Origin of the sequence: Streptomyces sp. NPDC002785, from assembly GCF_040295565.1 — a bacterium.
In the GTDB taxonomy this organism is placed as follows: domain Bacteria; phylum Actinomycetota; class Actinomycetes; order Streptomycetales; family Streptomycetaceae; genus Streptomyces.
Genome location: NZ_JBEOVN010000184.1, coordinates 1 through 14,317, shown reverse-complemented (window position 1 = coordinate 14,317; position 14,317 = coordinate 1). Strand labels below are relative to the sequence as shown.

The 14,317-nt window shown below is 68.5% G+C and carries 16 protein-coding genes and 1 pseudogene; 5 read left to right on the top strand and 12 right to left on the bottom strand.

What is annotated here, in order from left to right:
• Positions 1-151: 151 nt before the first annotated feature.
• Positions 152-1,039 (top strand): winged helix-turn-helix transcriptional regulator, encoded by an 888-nt coding sequence (locus tag ABTZ94_RS30170; protein WP_351205395.1) that lies wholly within the window; start codon positions 152-154, stop codon positions 1,037-1,039.
• A 98-nt stretch (positions 1,040-1,137) separates the two neighbouring features.
• Here the strand turns inward: ABTZ94_RS30170 and ABTZ94_RS30165 are convergent, their stop codons facing one another.
• Together ABTZ94_RS30165 and ABTZ94_RS30160 are read right to left on the bottom strand one after the other, a co-directional pair.
• Entirely contained in the window at positions 1,138-1,674 is a 537-nt protein-coding gene (locus tag ABTZ94_RS30165) for a TetR/AcrR family transcriptional regulator (RefSeq protein ID WP_351205393.1), read from the bottom strand.
• The gene (locus ABTZ94_RS30160) at positions 1,674-1,994 is read right to left on the bottom strand and encodes a DMT family transporter (RefSeq protein ID WP_351078852.1); all 321 of its coding nucleotides are present in this window, start codon (positions 1,992-1,994) and stop codon (positions 1,674-1,676) included. Before ABTZ94_RS30160 ends, ABTZ94_RS30165 begins: the two co-directional genes overlap by 1 nt.
• Positions 1,995-2,187: 193 nt before the next feature.
• Here ABTZ94_RS30160 and ABTZ94_RS30155 point away from each other — a divergent pair, with 193 nt between their 5' ends.
• Positions 2,188-3,210, top strand: a complete 1,023-nt coding sequence (locus ABTZ94_RS30155) for a hypothetical protein (RefSeq protein WP_351205391.1) — start codon at positions 2,188-2,190, stop codon at positions 3,208-3,210.
• 82 nt (positions 3,211-3,292) lie between these two features.
• Here ABTZ94_RS30155 and ABTZ94_RS30150 read toward each other — a convergent pair whose 3' ends face one another.
• From ABTZ94_RS30150 to ABTZ94_RS30105, 10 genes and pseudogenes are all read right to left on the bottom strand, one after another.
• Positions 3,293-3,658, bottom strand: a complete 366-nt coding sequence (locus ABTZ94_RS30150; RefSeq protein ID WP_351205389.1) for a VOC family protein — start codon at positions 3,656-3,658, stop codon at positions 3,293-3,295.
• A 63-nt stretch (positions 3,659-3,721) separates the two neighbouring features.
• A pseudogene (locus ABTZ94_RS30145) lies at positions 3,722-4,603 on the bottom strand (DUF3616 domain-containing protein); the annotation flags it as partial.
• 113 nt (positions 4,604-4,716) lie between these two features.
• On the bottom strand, positions 4,717-5,070 hold the full coding sequence (locus ABTZ94_RS30140) for a metal-sulfur cluster assembly factor (protein ID WP_383972177.1): 354 nt from the start codon (positions 5,068-5,070) through the stop codon (positions 4,717-4,719).
• Entirely contained in the window at positions 5,067-5,522 is a 456-nt protein-coding gene (gene sufU / locus ABTZ94_RS30135) for a Fe-S cluster assembly sulfur transfer protein SufU (RefSeq protein WP_148834121.1), read from the bottom strand. Before sufU ends, ABTZ94_RS30140 begins: the two co-directional genes overlap by 4 nt.
• 26 nt (positions 5,523-5,548) lie before the next feature.
• Entirely contained in the window at positions 5,549-6,805 is a 1,257-nt protein-coding gene (locus tag ABTZ94_RS30130; RefSeq protein WP_351205387.1) for a cysteine desulfurase, read from the bottom strand.
• Positions 6,802-7,566, bottom strand: coding sequence for a Fe-S cluster assembly ATPase SufC (sufC, locus tag ABTZ94_RS30125; protein ID WP_351205385.1), 765 nt, complete (start codon positions 7,564-7,566; stop codon positions 6,802-6,804). The genes ABTZ94_RS30130 and sufC overlap by 4 nt, the downstream gene beginning before the upstream one ends.
• A 7-nt stretch (positions 7,567-7,573) precedes the next feature.
• On the bottom strand, positions 7,574-7,891 hold the full coding sequence (locus ABTZ94_RS30120; RefSeq protein WP_351205383.1) for a bifunctional 3-phenylpropionate/cinnamic acid dioxygenase ferredoxin subunit: 318 nt from the start codon (positions 7,889-7,891) through the stop codon (positions 7,574-7,576).
• Complete coding sequence (gene sufD, locus ABTZ94_RS30115; RefSeq protein ID WP_351205381.1) at positions 7,891-9,072, bottom strand: Fe-S cluster assembly protein SufD; 1,182 nt, start codon at positions 9,070-9,072, stop codon at positions 7,891-7,893. The genes ABTZ94_RS30120 and sufD overlap by 1 nt, the downstream gene beginning before the upstream one ends.
• Positions 9,073-9,131: 59 nt before the next feature.
• On the bottom strand, positions 9,132-10,553 hold the full coding sequence (gene sufB, locus ABTZ94_RS30110; protein ID WP_351205379.1) for a Fe-S cluster assembly protein SufB: 1,422 nt from the start codon (positions 10,551-10,553) through the stop codon (positions 9,132-9,134).
• Positions 10,550-11,290, bottom strand: coding sequence for a helix-turn-helix transcriptional regulator (locus ABTZ94_RS30105; RefSeq protein ID WP_351205377.1), 741 nt, complete (start codon positions 11,288-11,290; stop codon positions 10,550-10,552). The genes sufB and ABTZ94_RS30105 overlap by 4 nt, the downstream gene beginning before the upstream one ends.
• A 136-nt stretch (positions 11,291-11,426) precedes the next feature.
• Here ABTZ94_RS30105 and ABTZ94_RS30100 point away from each other — a divergent pair, with 136 nt between their 5' ends.
• The 3 genes from ABTZ94_RS30100 (at position 11,427) to ABTZ94_RS30090 (ending at position 14,261) form a co-directional block, all read left to right on the top strand.
• On the top strand, positions 11,427-12,407 hold the full coding sequence (locus ABTZ94_RS30100) for an ABC transporter ATP-binding protein (protein ID WP_351205375.1): 981 nt from the start codon (positions 11,427-11,429) through the stop codon (positions 12,405-12,407).
• Positions 12,404-13,171 (top strand): ABC transporter permease, encoded by a 768-nt coding sequence (locus ABTZ94_RS30095; RefSeq protein WP_351205373.1) that lies wholly within the window; start codon positions 12,404-12,406, stop codon positions 13,169-13,171. The genes ABTZ94_RS30100 and ABTZ94_RS30095 overlap by 4 nt, the downstream gene beginning before the upstream one ends.
• Before the next feature lie 76 nt (positions 13,172-13,247).
• On the top strand, positions 13,248-14,261 hold the full coding sequence (locus tag ABTZ94_RS30090) for a COX15/CtaA family protein (protein WP_351205371.1): 1,014 nt from the start codon (positions 13,248-13,250) through the stop codon (positions 14,259-14,261).
• Positions 14,262-14,317 lie beyond the last annotated feature (56 nt).

Below are 14,317 nucleotides of genomic sequence, written 5' to 3'. Positions count from 1 at the left end.
GCTCGGCGGAACCAGGACCTCTCACCTGGCCCGCCTCGAACTCGCCGCCTGAACCGCGATCAAGACCGCCGCTTTGCGGATTTCCCAACGGAGTCGTGAACGCCGGGGCTTTCACACAAGATCCCAGGTAAGACCGACGGCGGAGGAGCCCATGCCCCAGCGCACCAGCCTGGCAGACGCCGACTGTGCGATCGCCCAGGCGCTCGATGTCGTCGGCGACTGGTGGACCCTGCTGATCGTGCGGGACACGGCGCGCGGGGTGCACCGCTTCGACGCGCTCCAGGAAGAGCTGGGCGTGTCCCGCAAGGTGCTGACCGAGCGGCTGCGACTGCTGGTCGACGCGGGTGTGCTGTCCCGGGAGCCGTACCAGGACCGGCCGCCCCGGTACGAGTACCGGCTCACCCGGCGCGGACGCGCACTGCTGCCCGTGCTGATCGCGCTCCAGGACTGGGGCGACAGCTGGGTGATGGGAGACGGGGAGATGATGGCAACGGCCACGGAGGCGTCGAAGGAGGCGGCCCGGGTGCACGCCCTGGTGGGCACGCGCCTGCCCGAGCTGCAACTGCTGGACCACGAAGGCGCGTTGCGCGACCCGGTCGCCGGCACCCCGTACACCGTCCTGTACTGCTTCCCCAGCGCCTACGCCCGCCGGGACGCCTACCCGCCGGGCTGGGCCGAGATCCCGGGGGCGAGCGGATGCACCCTCGAATCCTGTACGTACCGCGACCAGTTGGCCGAGTTCGCGGCGGCAGGCGCGACCGTGCACGGGGTTTCCACGCAACGCCCTGACGAGCAGCGGGCGTTCGCGGACGCGGAGCGGCTGCGCTTCCCGCTGCTGTCCGACGCGGAGCTGGAGCTGACTGCGGCGCTGCGGCTGCCGACGTTCCGTGCGGCGGGGACGAGCCGGCTGAAGCGGCTGACGCTGGTGGTGGACCGGGACCGGACGATCCGCGAGGCGCTGTACCCGATCACGGACATCGAGGCAAGCGTGCAGGCGGCGCTGACGGCGATCCGAAAGGCAAGCCAGTCCGGCGAGTGAGGGGCGTTCGAGCCGGAGCGGCCCGGAAGCCGGAGCGGCCCGGCGCTCGAGAACAGGCGGCCCGGGAACAGAACCCGCCGGGCTTGAGGCCGGAGCCGTCAGCCGGCGACGCGCCCCAGCATCTCCCGCGCGTATGCCTCGTCGTACTCCCCTCCGGTGAGCAGCACCTGCAGACAGATCCCGTCCATGAGTGCGATCAGTGCCCGCGCCGTGGCCGGATCGGTCCGCCGGGACAGCAGCTCGGCCGTGCCGTCGGCCCATTCGGCGGCGACGGGCCGCAGCGCGGGTCTGCGGAGCGCGGCGAGGTACAGCTCGTACTCCAGCGCGGCCCGCCCGCGCCCGCCGGAGAAGTACTCGCCCAGCAGCCTGGCCAGTTCCTCGGCGAGGTCGGAGGCCGGGTCGGCCAGGACCCCGCTCTCCCGCATGATCTCGGCGAAGTTCTCGTTCGACCGGCGCAGGGCCGCGATCAACAGCTCGTCCAGCGAGGCGAAGTGATATGTCGTCGAGCCGAGCGGCACATCGGCCTCGGCCGCGACGGAGCGGTGACTGAGCCCCGCGATGCCCTTGGCGCCGACCACCCGGATCGCGGCATCGATGATGCGACCACGCCGCTCGGGGTCGTAACGGCGTGTCATCAGTGGGCCCCTCCCAGATTCAGCACCACCACTCCGGCGATGACCAGCGCTATGCCCGCCAGCTTGACCAGGTTGCCGGACTCCCCCATGAAGAGGATGCCGATGGCGGCGACCGCGGCGGTGCCGATCCCGGCCCAGATGGCATAGGCGGTGCCCATCGACAGCGTCTTCAGCGTCTGGGCGAGCAGCGTGAAGGCTATGAGATAGCCCGCGACGGTGATGAGCGAGGGCCAGAGCCGGGTGAAGCCCTCGCTGTATTTCATGGCCGTCGTACCGGCCACCTCCGCCGCTATCGCCGCGGCGAGCAGTCCATATCCCATGTGTACGAGTGTACGCATCACTGCTCGCGCCTCGGTACGGCAGCTTTGCGCCATCCGGGACGCTACGGTGTCTTGACCAGCACACATCACGACACCACACAACGGAGCAGCAGTGGCGCAGGACGCAGGGTGGGGCGGGGGTCCGCCGTACGGAGGAGCACCGTACGGAGGGCCACCGGGATGGGGCGGCTGGATGCCGCCGCCGAAGCCCGGAGTGATACCGCTGGCACCTCTGAAGCTCGGGGACATACTCGGCGGTGCCTTCAGCACGATGGGGCGCTACTGGAAGCAGCTGTTCGGCGCCGGCGTGGCCGTGTACGGCGGGGCGCTGGTCGCCGTGGGGGCGGCGGCCCTGATCGCGTACTCCGCGGTCAGCGGCCATCTGCACCGGATCATCTCGCTCAGTGCCGAGGAGGCCCCTTCGTCGAAGGACCTCGCACCGGTACTGATCGCCCTCGGTGCCGTCTGGCTGGTCGCCATGCTCGCATTCACGATCGGCACAGCCGTGATGTACGCGGCCGTTCCCGCGGTCCTGCAGGAGGCCGTACTGGGCAGGCCGACCACGTTCTCCGTCATCTGGCGCCGGGCCTGGGCCCGTGTGCCCACGTTGATCGGAACGGTGATCCTCATGGCACTGATCGCGATGATCCCGGTGGTGCTGGCGATGATCGGCTTCTTCGCCCTCGTCATCGGCGTGATCACGCTGGCGCACGAGTCGAGCGCCGCGGCGTGGATCACGCCCGGCTTCCTGGGCGCCCTGGCCACCGCACCCCTGGCGGCCTGGCTCTGGGTGAAATTCAGCCTGGCGCCCTCGGCCGTGATCTTCGAAAGGCAGCGCCCGATGGCGGCACTGCGCCGCTCGTCGCAGCTGGTGCGCGGCGACTGGTGGCGGATCTTCGGGATCAGCCTGCTGGCCTCCGTCATGGCGGCCGTGGCGAACTACATCATCCAGATCCCGTTCTCGTTCCTCGGAATGTTCTCCGGCTTCATCGGCGGCTCGACCCTGGACGACGACCCGAACCCCACGGCGATCGCCTTCGCCATGAGCGGCTATGTGGTGATCCTCCTTCTGGGCCAGCTCATCGGCCAGCTCGTCTCGGCAACGTTCCCGCAGCTTGTGACCGGGCTCCTCTATGTCGACCGACGCATGCGTACGGAGAACCTGGGCCCGGTCCTCGCCGAGGCAGCAGCCGTACCGCCGCAGTACGGCCCCTAGGGTTTCAAAAGTCCCGTCCGGCCGGGGCCCCGCCCTGCGCGCGGACGAGGCCACTTTCGATATCGCCCTGGGCCGCGCCCCCTCAGTCGATGAGCGAGTTCTCCGGGGTGAGCACACAGAACTCGTTCCCCTCGGGATCCGCCAGCACCACCCAGCTCACATCCGCACGCTGCCCGATCTCGACCCGCCGCGCCCCGAGCCCGATGATGCGCTCGACCTCGACGGCCTGGTCATCGGGGTCGAGGTCGATGTGCAGCCGGTTCTTGACCGCCTTCTTCTCCGGCACGGGGACGAAGGTGATACCGGGAACCGCGGACCTGTCGGCGCCGATGACGATTTCGTCGTCGGCCTCGAAGAGCACCTTCCAGTCGAGCACTTGGCACCAGAAGCGGGCCAGCGACGGAAGATCGTGGGTGTCGACGACGATGCTGCAAAAGGAAACGGCCATGCCCGCCACTCTGCCTGGCGGGCATGGCCGTTCACAACATCGTTCGCGAAGCCGCCCGTTCCATCAGCCGCCGACGGTGAACCGGACGGCCCGGGACTTCTTCCATTCGGCGTGGTCGAGATCCTTCGCCTCCGTGCCGTCGCCGTACAGATCGGCCGAGCCGGCGTCCGTGATCAGCTGCGCCCGGGCGCCCGGAACCGTCAGGTCCGGAACATCGACGACGGCCTCCCAGCCGCCCGGGTCGGTGGTCGGCAGATCGGCCCGCTTGACCGGGGCGTGTGCGGCGACACCGTCCCATGCGTAGAGGGCGTACGGGTCGGAGTTGTCGTCGGACGCCCAGGAACCGGCCACGATCAGGTACTGGTCGGCGGCGTTCTTGCGGATGTCTCGGATGCTGAGCCCGCCGAGGTCCAGCTCGATCGGCGTACCGATGGCCGCCTTGGCCCCGCTGCCGGCCACCTTGTCGAAGTTGGTGACAGGCACGATCAGAGCCTTGCCCCCTTCCTTCGGCGGCACGAGAGGCGCCCGGAAGCCGAGGTACGCGGTGGTCGTCGAGCCGGGCGCGAACTCCAGTCCCTCGATGTTGAACCCGTCGATCTGCTTGGGCACTTCACCGTCCGCCGTCCCCGCCGCGAAGCCCAGCCGGTTGCCGTTCGCCTTGTCCCAGGCGACGAGGTCGTCACGGAGCTTCTCGTACGAACCGCCCACCGTCAGCCGGGTCGCGGCCCCCGACCCGGTCACCGTCGTGGTGAAGACGGTATTGCGGTCGGACTTGTACTCGCCGTTCTTGTTGTTGCCGAGCGAACCTGTCCGGTAGATGGTGTTCCCGGCCCGGGCCGCGCCCTCGATGTCGATCTCCTTGTCCGCCCCGAGCGCCGAGCCGACGTCCCAGCTCTTCACGGGCCCGCCGGAGGCCGAACGGTCGTACATCCGCAGCGTGTTGGAAGAATAGGCTGCGTCCCCCGCACCAACGGCACACACACACCGCACGGACAGTGGACGAACAACGCTGAACGACCCCCGGCAGAAGCCGGGGGCCGTTCAGCGGTGCAGATGACTCAGACGTTGAAGCCGAGCGCGCGCAGCTGCTCGCGCCCGTCGTCCGTGATCTTGTCCGGGCCCCACGGCGGCATCCAGACCCAGTTGATCCGCAGCTCACTGACGATGCCGTCGGTCGCGGACTTCGCCTGGTCCTCGATGACATCGGTCAGCGGGCAGGCCGCAGACGTCAGGGTCATGTCGAGGGTGGCGATGTTGGCGTCATCGATGTGGATGCCGTAGATCAGGCCCAGGTTGACCACGTCGATGCCCAGCTCGGGGTCGACGACGTCGTACAGGGCCTCGCGGACCTCCTCCTCGGAGGCCGGCTTGGTCGTCAGGCCCTCGTTGGATGTCACCGTGTTCTCGCTCATGCCGTCTTCCCTTCGGACAGCGCTTTCGCCGTCGCGTCCTTCCACGCCATCCAGCTCAGTAGCGCGCACTTGACCCGGGCCGGGTACTTCGAGACACCGGCGAACGCGACCGCGTCCTCCAGTACCTCCTCCATCGCGTCGTCCGGCTCCAGCTGGCCCTTCGACTGCATCAGTTCCAGGAAGGTCTCCTGGATCTTCTGCGCCTCGCCCAGCTCCTTGCCGACCAACAGGTCGTTCAGCACGGACGCGCTGGCCTGGCTGATGGAGCAGCCCTGACCCTCGTACGACACGTCGGCGATGGTCTCGCCGTCGTACTTCACCCGGAGAGTGATCTCGTCGCCGCACGTCGGGTTGACGTGGTGCACCTCGGCGTCGCCGTCCCGCAGGCCGCGCCCGTGGGGGTGCTTGTAGTGGTCCAGGATCACTTCCTGGTACATGGAATCAAGCTTCACCAGTCAACCCTCAGCCGCTGTGACTATTAACCGAAAAAGTTCCGTACGTGTTCCAGACCGTCCACCAGGGCGTCGACCTCGGCGGGCGTGGAATACAGATAGAACGACGCTCGCGTCGTCGCAGGAATTCCGTACCGCAGGCAGACCGGCCGTGCGCAGTGGTGTCCGACCCGGACCGCGATGCCCTGCTCGTCGAGTACCTGGCCCACGTCGTGCGGGTGGATGTCGCCGAGCGTGAAGGAGATCGTGGCGCCTCGGTCCTCGGCCGTGGCAGGACCGATGATCCTGAGGTCGGGGACCTCCAGGAGCCGCTTCACCGCGTACTCGGTGATCGCGTGCTCGTGCTGGTAGATCTTCTCCATGCCGATCGCCGAGAGGTAGTCCACGGCCGCGCCGAGGCCGACGGCCTGGGCGATCGGGGGCGTACCGGCCTCGAACTTGTGCGGCGCGGGGGCGTACGTCGACGAGTGCATCGACACGGTCTCGATCATCTCGCCGCCACCGAGGAACGGCGGCAGGTCCTCCAGGAGCTCCTGCCGGCCCCAGAGCACGCCGATGCCGGTCGGTCCGACCATCTTGTGGCCGGTGAAGGCCACGAAGTCGGCCTGCAGCGCCTGCACGTCGAGCACCATGTGCGGGGCGGCCTGCGAGGCATCGATACAGACCAGCGCGCCGACCTGCTGGGCACGGCGGATGATCTTCTCGACCGGGTTGATCGTGCCCATGATGTTCGAGACCAGGGTGAAGGAGACGATCTTCGTCTTCTCCGTGATGATCTCGTCGATGTTGGACAGGTCGAGGCGGCCGTCGTCGGTGATGCCGAACCACTTCAGCTTCGCGCCGGTGCGCTGCGAGAGCAGCTGCCACGGCACGATGTTGGAGTGGTGCTCCATCTCCGTGGTGACGATCTCGGTGTCGTGGTCCACCCGGTAGGGCTCATCGGCCCAGCCGAGCATGTTCGCCACGAGGTTGAGCGACTCGGAGGCGTTCTTGGTGAATATCACCTCGTTGCGGCTGGGCGCATTGATGAACGCGGCGACCTTGTCACGGGCGCCCTCGTACAGCGCCGTGGCCTCCTCCGCGATCGTGTACACACCACGGTGCACATTGGCGTTGTGCCGCTCGTAGTACTCGTTGAGGGCGTCGAGCACCTGGCGCGGCTTCTGCGAGGTCGCCGCACTGTCCAGGTAGACGATCTTCTTCCCGTCGTGGACCGTCCGATCCAGCAGGGGGAAGTCCTTGCGGATCGCCTCGGTGTCGAGGAGGCCCGGCAGCTGTGTCACGCGGAAGCGCCACCCTTCACATATGCCTCGTAGCCCTCGTTCTCCAGCTTGTCGGCGAGCTCGGCGCCGCCGGACTCGGCAATGCGGCCGTTGGCGAAGACGTGCACGAAGTCGGGCTTGATGTAGCGGAGGATCCGCGTGTAGTGCGTGATCAGCAGGGTGCCGACCTCGCCGGTCTCGCGGACCCGGTTGACACCCTCGGAGACGATGCGCAGGGCGTCGACGTCCAGACCGGAGTCGGTCTCGTCGAGGATCGCGACCTTCGGCTTGAGGAGCTCAAGCTGAAGGATCTCGTGGCGCTTCTTCTCACCGCCGGAGAAGCCCTCGTTGACGTTGCGCTCGGCGAACGCCGGGTCCATCTGGAGCCGGCCCATCGTCTCCTTGACCTCCTTCACCCAGGTACGCAGCTTGGGCGCCTCGCCGCGGACAGCGGTGGCGGAGGTACGCAGGAAGTTGGAGACCGAGACACCGGGGATCTCGACTGGGTACTGCATCGCGAGGAACAGACCGGCGCGGGCGCGCTCGTCGACGGTCATCTCCAGGACGTCCTCGCCGTCCAGGGTCACCGAACCGCGGGTGATCGTGTACTTGGGGTGACCTGCGAGGGAGTACGCGAGGGTGGACTTGCCGGACCCGTTGGGGCCCATGATGGCGTGGGTCTCGCCCTGCTTCACGGTCAGGTCGACGCCCTTGAGGATCTCCTTCGTGGCGTTGTCGGCCTCGACGGAGACGTGCAGGTCGCGGATTTCAAGCGTTGCCATGGGTGACTCAGGACTCCTGGGTGACGGAGACGAGCACATCGTCCCCTTCGATCTTGACGGGGTATACGGGGACGGGGCGCGTCGCGGGAAGGCCGGACGGCTTGCCGGTGCGGAGGTCGAAGCTGGAGCCGTGCAGCCAGCACTCGATCAGGCAGTCCTCGACCTCTCCCTCGGACAGTGAGACGTTCGCGTGCGAGCAGATGTCGTTGATCGCGAACACCTCGCCCTCGGTACGGACGACGGACACCGGGATGCCGTCGAGCTCCACCCGCTTCGGGGTGTCGTCCTCCAGCTCACTCAGCGCGCAGGCTTTGACGAAGGCCATCAGACGGAAGCCTTCAGCTCGGTCTCGATCTTGTCGAGCAGCCGCGCCTCGACGTCCGGCAGACCGATCTGCTGGACGAGCTCGGCGAAGAAGCCGCGCACGACGAGCCGGCGGGCCTCCTCGGCCGGGATGCCGCGGGACATCAGGTAGAAGAGCTGCTCGTCGTCGAAGCGGCCGGTCGCGGAGGCGTGGCCGGCGCCGACGATCTCGCCGGTCTCGATCTCCAGGTTCGGCACCGAGTCGACCCGCGCGCCGTCCGTGAGGACGAGGTTGCGGTTCATCTCGTAGGTGTCGGTGCCCTCGGCCCTGGCCTGGATGAGTACGTCACCGATCCACACCGCGTGTGCGCCGTCGCCCTGGAGCGCGCCCTTGTAGGCGGCGTTGGACTTGCAGTGCGGGGTGTTGTGGTCGACCAGGAGGCGGTGCTCCTGGTGCTGGCCCTTGTCGGTGAAGTACAGGCCGAAGAGCTCGGCCTCGCCGCCGGTGCCCGCGTAGCTGACGCGCGGGTGGAGACGGACGAGGTCACCGCCGAAGGTGACGACGATCGACTTGAACGAGGCGTCCCGGCCGACCAGCGCGTTGTGCTGGCCGACGTGGACGGCGGTCTTGTCCCAGTCCTGCACGGAGACGACGGTGAGCTTCGCGCCGTCACCGAGGACGTACTCCACGTTGGCGGCGAGCACCGCGTCACCGGTGTGGTCGATGACGACGACGGCCTCGGCGAAGGCACCCAGCTCGACGACCTGGTGACCGTAGGCCACGCCGCCCTCGCCGTGCACCGCGATGCGGATCGGCTCGGTGAGCACGGCCTCCTTGGCGACCGTGACGACGGACGCCTGCTCGAAGGACGAGTACGCCTGGGCGGCGACGCGGTCCACCGGGATGCCGGCCTTCCCGAGCCGGGAGTCGTCGCGGCCGACGGTCTCGACCGTGACGCCCTCGGGGGCCTCGATCGCGACCTTCACACCGCCACCGGTGACGACGGCCGTGCCGTCGTGCAGTCCGCGCAGCCTCTCCAGCGGCGTGAACCGCCACTCCTCCTCGCGGCCGTGCGGGACCGGGAAGTCCGCGACGTCGAAGGACGCGGGCGCGCTCATGCGCGTGGCGACGGTCGACTCGGCGGCCACCGCGATGGACCCGGTGGTGGTGGACCCCGCCGGAATGTTCTGAGCCTCAGCCATGGCTGTCGTAGTGCTCGCTTTCTCTGTCAAAAGTCGGGGGATTCGGTCGTCAGGCTGTGCTAGCCGACCGAACCCTCCATCTGCAGCTCGATCAGCCGGTTGAGCTCAAGGGCGTACTCCATCGGCAGCTCCTTCGCGATCGGCTCGACGAAGCCGCGCACGATCATCGCCATCGCCTCGAACTCCGTCAGACCACGGCTCATCAGGTAGAAGAGCTGATCCTCGGAGACCTTGGAGACGGTCGCCTCGTGACCCATCGACACGTCGTCCTCACGGACGTCGACGTACGGGTAGGTGTCGGAGCGCGAGATCGTGTCGACCAGCAGCGCGTCACAGAGCACGTTGGACTTCGCGCCCGGCGCGCCCTCGCCGATCTCGATCAGACCGCGGTAGGAGGTGCGGCCACCGCCGCGCGCCACCGACTTGGAGACGATGTTGGAGGAGGTGTTCGGCGCCATGTGGACCATCTTGGCGCCGGCGTCCTGGTGCTGGCCCTCGCCCGCGAAGGCGATGGACAGGGTCTCGCCCTTGGCGTGCTCGCCCATCAGGTAGACGGCCGGGTACTTCATGGTGACCTTGGAGCCGATGTTGCCGTCGACCCACTCCATGGTCGCGCCCTCGTAGGCCACGGCGCGCTTGGTGACCAGGTTGTAGACGTTGTTCGACCAGTTCTGGATCGTCGTGTAGCGGCAGCGGCCGCCCTTCTTCACGATGATCTCGACGACCGCGGAGTGCAGCGAGTCGGAGGAGTAGATCGGGGCGGTGCAGCCCTCGACGTAGTGGACGTAGGCGTCCTCGTCGACGATGATCAGCGTCCGCTCGAACTGGCCCATGTTCTCCGTGTTGATACGGAAGTAGGCCTGCAGCGGGATGTCGACGTGGACACCCTTGGGCACGTAGATGAACGAGCCGCCGGACCACACGGCCGAGTTCAGCGAGGCGAACTTGTTGTCGCCGACCGGGATGACGGTGCCGAAGTACTCCTTGAAGAGCTCCGGGTGCTCCTTCAGCGCGGTGTCGGTGTCGAGGAAGATGACGCCCTGCTCCTCCAGGTCCTCACGGATCTGGTGGTAGACGACCTCGGACTCGTACTGCGCGGCGACACCGGCGACCAGGCGCTGCTTCTCCGCCTCCGGGATGCCGAGCTTGTCGTAGGTGTTCTTGATGTCCTCGGGCAGGTCCTCCCAGGACTCCGCCTGCTTCTCCGTGGACCGCACGAAGTACTTGATGTTGTCGAAGTCGATGCCCGACAGGTCGGAGCCCCAGTTCGGCATGGGCTTCTTCTCGAAGAGCCTGAGGCCCTTGAGGCGCAGCTTCAGCATCCACTCGGGCTCGTTCTTCTTCGCCGAGATGTCGCGGACGACAGCCTCGGAGAGCCCGCGCTTGGCCGCGGCTCCTGCCGCGTCGGAGTCGGCCCAGCCGAATTCGTACGTACCCAGACCCTCGAGCTCAGGGTGGACAGTCTCCGTGGGGAGCGTCATGCGGGGTTCCTCCCGGCCGTGCTTGCAGATGCTGAATCGGTGGTCTTTGGTGCTGAGTGGCCGCTGCGCGGAATGTACGTCGTACACACACCGTCGCCGTGGGCGATGGTGGCCAGGCGCTGCACATGCGTCCCGAGGAGGCTGGAGAAGAACTCCGTCTCCGCCTCGCACAGCTGCGGATACTGCTCGGCGACATGGGCGACCGGGCAGTGGTGCTGGCACAGCTGCTCGCCCTGCTGCGGGCCGGGCGCGCTACGCGCCATAGCAGCGTACCCGTCGGCGGACAAGGCCTTGGCCAGCGCCTCGGTGCGCCGCTCGGGGCCTGCGGCCTCGATCGCCGCACGGTACGCCTCGGACTGGGCCGTGATCCTGGCCCGGGCGAAAGCGACGACCGCTTCGTCGCCCGAGGTCTCGGCGATCCAGCGCAGCGCGTCCGCGGCGAGCTTGTCGTAGGACTGGTCGAAGGCGTCCCGCCCGCAGTCGGTGAGGGCGAACACCTTGGCCGGGCGGCCTCGGGTCCGCGCCCCGTACACCCGCTGTTCGCGGGCCTCGACGACGTCGTCGGAGACAAGGGCGTCGAGATGGCGGCGGACCGCGGCCTGGGTGAGGCCGAGGCGCTTCGCCAGGTCGGCAACGGTGGACGGGCCGTGGTCCAGGATGGAGCGCGCGACCCGGTTGCGCGTCGAGCGCTCTCCGGTCGCGAGTTCCTCCTGCGGAGCCTCGCCAGCGTATTTCACAACGCCATTGTTGCGTAATTCATCCGGCCCTGACAACCACGGTCCGAAACGATCTACGGTGCCATTGATCACTTAGGGTTACCTAAATCGGCCCCGGGAGACGGTGCCTTTCCGCCCCTGCCTAGACTTACCGGCCATGAAGAGCGAGCCCGCCCTCCCGTCACCCGGCCGCCACCCCCCATCGAGGCGCTCCGCGCCGCACCTCGCTGTCGAGGTCCGTGGCCTGGTGAAGCGGTACGGTCCCAAGACCGCTGTGGACGGCCTCGACCTGTGTGTACGCACCGGCGCGGTCACCGCCGTCCTCGGCCCCAACGGCGCCGGCAAGACCACCACCATAGAAACCTGCGAGGGCTACCGCCGCCCGGATGACGGGACGGTACGGGTCCTCGGTCTCGACCCGGTCGCCGACGCCGCGAAGCTCCGCCCCCGGATCGGTGTGATGCTCCAGTCGGGCGGCGTCTACTCCGGTGCACGCGCCGACGAGATGCTCCGCCACATGGCGAAACTCCATGCCGATCCGCTGGACGTCGACGCCTTGATCGAACGCCTCGGCCTCGGCAGCTGCGGGCGCACGGCCTACCGCCGGCTCTCCGGCGGCCAGCAGCAGCGGCTCGCCCTGGCGATGGCCGTCGTCGGCCGCCCCGAACTGGTCTTCCTGGACGAACCGACCGCCGGCCTCGACCCGCAGGCCCGCCGGTCCACCTGGGATCTCGTACGGGAGCTGCGCTCCGACGGCGTGTCGGTCGTCCTCACCACGCACTTCATGGACGAGGCCGAGGAACTCGCCGACGACGTCGCCGTCATCGACGCGGGCAAGGTCATCGCCCAGGGCAGCCCCGAGACCCTCTGTCGCGGCGGCGCCGAGAACACCCTGCGCTTCACCGGACGCCCCGATCTCGACCTCGGCTCCCTCCTGAAGGCACTGCCCGACGGCACGGAAGCGGCCGAGGTCACTTCCGGCACGTACCGCATCACCGGCGACGTCGACCCGCAGCTGCTCGCCACCGTCACCTCCTGGTGCGCGCGGCACGGAGTGATGCCGTCCGGCATCTCCGTGGAGCGTCACACCCTGGAGGATGTCTTCCTGGAACTGACCGGCAAGGAGCTGCGCGCATGAGCGCCGGTACGTACACCCCGCAGGCGGGCGCCGCCCCGCTGTCCCGCATGATCACCGCGCAGACCGCGCTGGAGACACGGATGCTGCTGCGCAACGGCGAGCAGCTGCTGCTGACCGTGATCATCCCCACGCTGCTGCTGGTGCTGTTCAGCGCGGTCGACATCGTGGACACGGGGGCGGGCAGGTCCGTCGACTTCCTGACGCCGGGCATTCTCGGGCTCGCCGTGATGTCGACGGCCTTCACGGGCCAGGCCATCGCCACCGGTTTCGAGCGGCGGTACGGGGTGCTCAAGCGGCTCGGTGCCTCGCCGCTGCCCCGCTGGGCGCTGATGACCGCCAAGACGCTTGCGGTACTGGTCACCGAGGTGCTGCAGGTGGTGCTGCTCACGGTGATCGCGTTCGCGCTGGGCTGGTCGCCGCACGGCAACCCCTTCGCCGTCCTGATGCTGCTCGTGCTCGGCACCGCGGCCTTCTCCGGGCTCGGGCTGCTGATGGCCGGGACGCTGAAGGCGGAGGCGACGCTCGCCGCGGCCAATCTGGTCTTTCTCCTGCTGCTGGTCGGCGGCGGGGTCATCGTGCCGCTGGACAAGTTCCCGGACGCGGTGCAGTCGGTGCTGGGGCTGCTGCCGATCGCGGCGCTGTCGGACGGGCTGCGGGATGTGCTCCAGCACGGCGCGTCGATGCCGTGGAGCGACCTCGGCATCCTCGTGGTCTGGGCGGTGCTCGGGCTGGGCGCGGCGGCCAAGTTCTTCCGCTGGGAGTGAGCCGGCGGATGCGTTCCGTCGACGTTTCGGGGTAACTCGTCCCCCTCGTGAAAGCTTGCACAAGCCGCCGCCTACGATGGTGCGCGTGCCCAAGCTGACCCGAGCCGAAGTCGCTCAAGCCGTGCGGAACCCGCTCCTCTACATCGCCGAGCGATGGACTCCGTCCCCCCGCACGGTCCGCCGTGCGGCCATGTCGGCCGTCGTCATGGCCGTGCTCATCGTCGTGACCGGCGGCGCGGTACGGCTGACCGGCTCCGGCCTCGGCTGCCCGACCTGGCCCAAGTGCACCGACGAGAGCCTTACGGCGACGAGCGCGATGGGCTTCCACGGCGCCATCGAGTTCGGCAATCGGATGCTGACCTACGTCCTGTGCGCGGCGGTCGGGTGGGCGATCATCGCCGCCCGGTCCGCGAAGCCCTGGCGCCACAGCCTCACCCGGCTCGGCTGGGCGCAGTTCTGGGTGGTCATGGGCAACGCGGTGCTCGGTGGCATCGTGGTGCTGGTCGGCCTCAACCCGTACACCGTCGCCGCGCACTTCCTGCTCTCCACGGCGCTGCTCACCGTCGCGATGGTGACCTGGCAGCGGATCCGTGAGGGCGACGCGGCGCCCCGTCCGCTAGTCGGCAAGGCGGTGTCCCAGCTGACCTGGCTGCTCGTGGTCGTGGCCGGGCTGCTGATCGCGGTCGGCACGGTCGTCACGGGCGCCGGACGGCACGCGGGTGACTCCAGCGACGTCCACCGCATCCCGATCGACTGGAAGATGATCACGCAGCTGCACGCCGACCTGGCCTGGGCCGTGGTGGCGCTGACCGTCGCTCTCTGGTTCGTGCTGAAGGCCGTGGACGCGCCGGTCGGTCCGCTCCACCGCGCCCGTGATCTCTTCCTGGTGCTGTTGGGACAGGGCGTGATCGGTTATGTCCAGTACTTCACGGACACACCGGAGATCCTCGTCGGCCTGCACATGTTCGGCTCGTGCCTGGTGTGGATCGCGGTCGTGCGGGTGCTGCTGTCGCTGCGCGAGCGCCCGGTGGCCGCCGCCACGGTCCCCGGCCCGGCGGCCGAGCAGCCTCAGCCCGCCGCAGCGGGCTGACCGCCCGGGTCCGCCGGGAAACCGCTCTCATACGTCGATCGCCGGACGGGCTCGAA